The 4379-nt window shown below is 61.5% G+C and carries 3 protein-coding genes and 1 pseudogene; 2 read left to right on the top strand and 2 right to left on the bottom strand.

The window, feature by feature from the left end; genetic code table 11:
* Nucleotides 1-249: 249 nt before the first annotated feature.
* On the bottom strand, nucleotides 250-1080 hold the full coding sequence (locus LCF59_RS17405) for a DeoR/GlpR family DNA-binding transcription regulator (protein WP_292288887.1): 831 nt from the start codon (nucleotides 1078-1080) through the stop codon (nucleotides 250-252).
* Nucleotides 1081-1642: 562 nt separating this feature from the next.
* On the opposite strand from LCF59_RS17405, the gene LCF59_RS17400 reads away from it, so the two are divergent.
* Both LCF59_RS17400 and LCF59_RS17395 read left to right on the top strand, forming a co-directional pair.
* On the top strand, nucleotides 1643-3004 hold the full coding sequence (locus LCF59_RS17400) for a glycosyltransferase family 1 protein (RefSeq protein WP_292288886.1): 1362 nt from the start codon (nucleotides 1643-1645) through the stop codon (nucleotides 3002-3004).
* A gap of 234 nt (nucleotides 3005-3238) precedes the next feature.
* Nucleotides 3239-3982 carry a hypothetical protein gene (locus LCF59_RS17395; RefSeq protein WP_292288885.1) on the top strand — a complete coding sequence of 248 codons (744 nt, stop codon included), beginning with the start codon at nucleotides 3239-3241 and terminating at the stop codon, nucleotides 3980-3982.
* Nucleotides 3983-4119: 137 nt separating this feature from the next.
* Here LCF59_RS17395 and LCF59_RS17390 read toward each other — a convergent pair.
* Nucleotides 4120-4379 (bottom strand): annotated as a pseudogene (locus tag LCF59_RS17390) (plasmid replication initiator); the annotation flags it as partial.

The following is a 4379-nucleotide window of genomic DNA, read 5'->3' as shown; positions in this document are numbered from 1 at the left end:
CTGCGTGCAGCATGAGATCGACCATTTGGACGGGGTGCTGTTCGTCGATCATTTGTCGGCCCTGAAGCGCAACACGATCCTGCGCAATATCTGCCCCGACATCGCGGGTGTCGGTGCAGAGCGCCGTCGCTTCGGAAGATGCGGACCCCCACATCGCAAGGGCAGGCCAGGTCACTCCCGGCAGCCCAAGATGGACAACCGTGTCAAGAGCGCCGGACAAATCGTCGGCCAATATGCGCAGCGCCGGCCTCACGACCTGCGGGTTTCCGGCTGCAATCCCGCGACGGTACAGATCGTTCCCTCTGCACGAATGGCTTCGATCTGCTCAGTGGTGGCGCCATCATCGGTGATGACCTCGTCCACATCCGCGACACGGCCGATTTCGCAGAAACTCGGCGTCCCGAACTTGCTGGAATCCGCGAGCACGATCACACGTTTGGCCGCGCGGATCATCAATTGCTTCATCCCGGCGACCTCAAGCGAGGTTTCCGTGAAAACGCCCCCTGAAATCGTATGGACTCCAATGAATGCGATATCGACGTGAATACCGGCAAGGAACCGCTGCGCCGGCTCTCCGACAAGCGTGGTTGACGCGGGACGGATCGTGCCGCCGGTGACAATGACCGGCCCATGATGTCCAGCGCTGAAAAGATGTGAGCAATTCAGGTCATTGGTCACGATGGTCAGGTTGATCTGCCGTTTGAGAATACACTCTGCCGCAGCCAGCACGGTTGATGATGCATCCAGAATAAGGCTTTGCCCCGATGCGACCGCCCCGGCGGCGACCGCCCCGATCGCCTGCTTCTGGGGGCGCGCGCTCGCGGCCGCGATGGAAGGGTCCGGCTCGAACCGCGTTTCAGGCTGGTGGCGGATGATTGCGCCGCCATGGGTCCGTTCAAGATATCCCTTCTCTACAAGGTCCCTCAGGTCCCGCCGGACCGTGGACTCGGACGCGCCAAGCGCAGTGGCCAACTGCTGGATCGACGCGACGGTGTTTATTCGCAAGTAATCGAGGATCGTGGCATGCCGCTGCGCCGGAAGCAGTTCGACCCGGCCCGTTTCACCCGAAATTTCTGACAAGATGTTGACCCTTCTATCAAGATTTTAGCTGAATATGACTAGTTTTGACAGGAGTATGTCAAGGATTGCCGCGCCCTGGTCGGCAAGCCTGGGTTTTCGCGCAAACGAGACACGGCTTGTCATTCATCGACGCCAAACCGAGGTGGTGGACTCAAGGGGTCCGAAGCCTTCTGTATCTGCGTTCCGCTGAACCGGCCCTGCCATCGGCCCCGGGCAGGGCGGATGGCTGGGTGGTGCGCGACGTCGGACCCTTGTGGCGCAACCGTGTTCTCCGGCCTGTCGGCACCGCCTCTCTGCATCGTCTCGAACAGTTGACGGCGGCCGGTGCAGAACCGCGCACCAGATGGAAGGGCGCATGGATACTCTATCACCTGGCCAGGTCAGCGGCAGATTTGTCAGCCGCGACTGGCAAGGCCTGCATTGCCTGCCCGATGGACATCGCACCATAGGGTCAAACGCTCCGGCAGGACGTGTTGCTGCGGCGCTCTTGCCAGATGGACCTCGCAGCGCGCTTGCCGTAACACCCTCGCCCAAGGGTCAAAGGGTCAGGGCGGCAGGGCACATGGCGCAAATCTTTTTCGATATCAGCGACATCGTCAGCTATATCCGCGAGCACCGGCAGGTCAGCGGCATTCAGCGCGCCGCTGTCCGCATCATCGCGCAGGCGGTCCGGCTGCGGGGGCGCGACGTGTTCGTGGGGTTTCACCATCCTGGCCGCAAGGCCTATCTCTGCTGTCCCGCCGCCGATGTGATCGAGGCGCTCGAGGCCTTCGACATCGAGGCGCTGGCGGCCCTGCTCGGGCTGCGTGTGCCCAGGGCCGCGATCCCGGCACGGTTTCTGGCACGGTACCGGGATCAGCCGTACAAGCAGGCCGTGCATGTCGTCCGGATGCGGCTGGCCGGCTGGCGCGGGCGGTCGCGCTATTTCGACCGGCGCGGGCTGGACTTCGGGCTCTGGCAAAAGCTCTATGGCCCGCGCAAGGCGCCTGGGCAGGTCCGCCTGCGCCCCGTCGAGGCGGTCGCCCAAGCCGGCGACACGATCTGCGGCCTGGGCGCGATCTGGGGGCGCGGCAAGGTGGAAAGCGCGTTTCGCAAAGCGCATGCGCGCGGCGTGCGGGTGGTCCTGCTGGTACATGACCTCATCCCGATGAAGCTGCCGGACCAGGCCGATCCCAGGGCGGCGCGAAGCTATCACCGCTGGCTGGTCGGGTCGGCCGAGTATGTGACCGGCTATCTCGCCAATTCCCGGGCGACGGCCACGGACCTGCGGGATTTCCTGTCGGGTCAGGGGCTTGAGGGGGATGTCCATGTCACGCCCCTGGCGCAGGCCGGTGTCGGACCGGAGCCGGAGACCCGCCCCGCCCTTGATCCGCTGGTGCAGGAGGCCATCACTGTGCCTTACGTGCTCTGTGTCGGCACGATCGAGCCGCGCAAGAACCTCTGGCGGCTGGTGCAGGTCTGGGCGCGGCTGTCGCGGCGCAGTGACCTGGAGCTGCCGCGGCTGGTGCTGGCGGGCAAGCGCGGCTGGCTGACGGACGGGTTCCTGTCGATGCTGGAGCGCACCGGCGGCCTGGGCGGCTGGGTGATCTGGCTCGAAGCGCCGGACGATGCGCAGCTCGACCATCTTTACCGCCATTGCCTCTTCACCGCGACGGTGAGCCTCTACGAGGGCTGGGGCCTGCCGATTGGCGAAGGGTTGAGCTATGGCAAGACCGGGGTGGTGTCGCAGGCGGCCTCGATGCCCGAAGTGGGCGGCAAGATGGTGGCCTATTGCGATCCTGCCTCGATGCAGAGCATCGAGGCGGCGGTGCTGCGCTGTCTCGATGCACCGCAGCGGCAGGCACTGGAGGCAAGGATCGCCGGGACCAGCCTGCGCAGCTGGGACGACGTGGGCCGCGACGTGATGGCGGCGCTGGAGGGGTAACCGTTCTTCAGGGAAATGTTTCGCGCGCGAAACATTGGGTCCGGTTCGGCCCTATCAAGGGTTTGTTAAGAAATTCCTATTTTTTCGTGCTCGTTGGATTGCACCGCCTTCGGTGGAGAGGCTCTCCCACGGGTGAAATAAATGTCGACGAACGGGTGTTATGGTACGCGCCTTAGGGTTGTATATGGCAACTCAGATATCAAATTATTGGTTACACTATACGAGGATCATGAGATGCCGATTAACCCACCAGATTCCGACCCTAAGCGCGAGCTTGCACGAAAATTAGCAGATGCAACACTTTCAGGTACCGTACCAGTCATTGGTGGACATCTGGCGGCACTTTATAGCGTGACCTACCCTGCCAAAGGCGAACAAAATGTTAAGGCATGGCAGGAAGATATATCAGCTCTCGTAAACGACCTTGAAGAGGCTGTTACGTACATCTCAGGAACGATTGATCTGTCTGAGGATGCTGCATATCTAGGCAAGTGGATCAGCGAGAATTCCACCACAGCTTTCTCGGAAATATTCGAATACGACCACATCGTTGAGCAATTTCCTGATGCCTCACAAAACGAGATACTTGAGGCTGTCGGTGAGCTTGAACTTGAAGGCATGGTTGTCGTCAACAAGTGTTACGGGAAGGCGTTCAGCCACCTCTCTATCAAGCATAAGCTGTTCGAGACTTTCGACCCCATCGTCTTTAATGGTGTAAGTCCACGGCAAGACGCCTCCGTAATTGCAGAGAAGCTCTTACAATCCGAAGGAGGCATATCAGCCCCTGACATTTGCAAAGAGCAAGGCTGGACGCCTCGGCGCTTCAACCCTGCCGTCGAAATTGTGGGCGAATTCATCGCAGACGGGCGAAAATCTGTAGAAGGCGGGCAAGAGTATTCCATCAGCTATCTGCTCGTTGACGCAAGCGAGCGGGCTCAATTGCGACGATTTGTGAACACGGTGAATGGAAAGAGCTAGACCCGCGCACTCTTGGGGGCTGTCTGCCCCCAAGACAGGGCTTCGCCCGTGATCGCCACAAAGCGTCCACTAGACGCTTTGCCGCTCCTCGGGCGGGCACTCACCCTCCCGAGGATATTTACAGAACAGTATGACCCCTACCCTTCTCCGCGTTGCTGCGTCCATTTCTTACAGAAGCCGAGAAACGCCATTTCGGGGTTGCGCGGCGTGCCGCTGGCCCAGGCGCGCCATTCCGCCTCGATCACATGCACGTCCCAGCCCGGGGCGGCCGCGCGGGCCATGTCGTAGACCTCCGGATCGAGCGGCGGAATATCGGCGACCTGCGAGCTGTCTTCCCCGACCGTGCCGCGGCTGTGGGCGATGAGCTGGTCCTTCTCGTCGTCGATGCGGATCTGGT

Source organism: Marivita sp. (assembly GCF_020055675.1).
Lineage (GTDB): Bacteria > Pseudomonadota > Alphaproteobacteria > Rhodobacterales > Rhodobacteraceae > Marivita.
The sequence above is the reverse complement of the archived record's forward strand: the minus strand, read 5'-3'. Positions and strand labels throughout refer to the sequence as shown.

Bases quoted from the DNA above. Each gene is read 5' to 3' on its own strand.
- LCF59_RS17400 (WP_292288886.1), top strand. From the start codon at position 1,643: ATGGCGCAAATCTTTTTCGATATCAGCGACATCGTCAGCTATATCCGC.
- LCF59_RS17395 (WP_292288885.1), top strand. From the start codon at position 3,239: ATGCCGATTAACCCACCAGATTCCGACCCTAAGCGCGAGCTTGCACGA.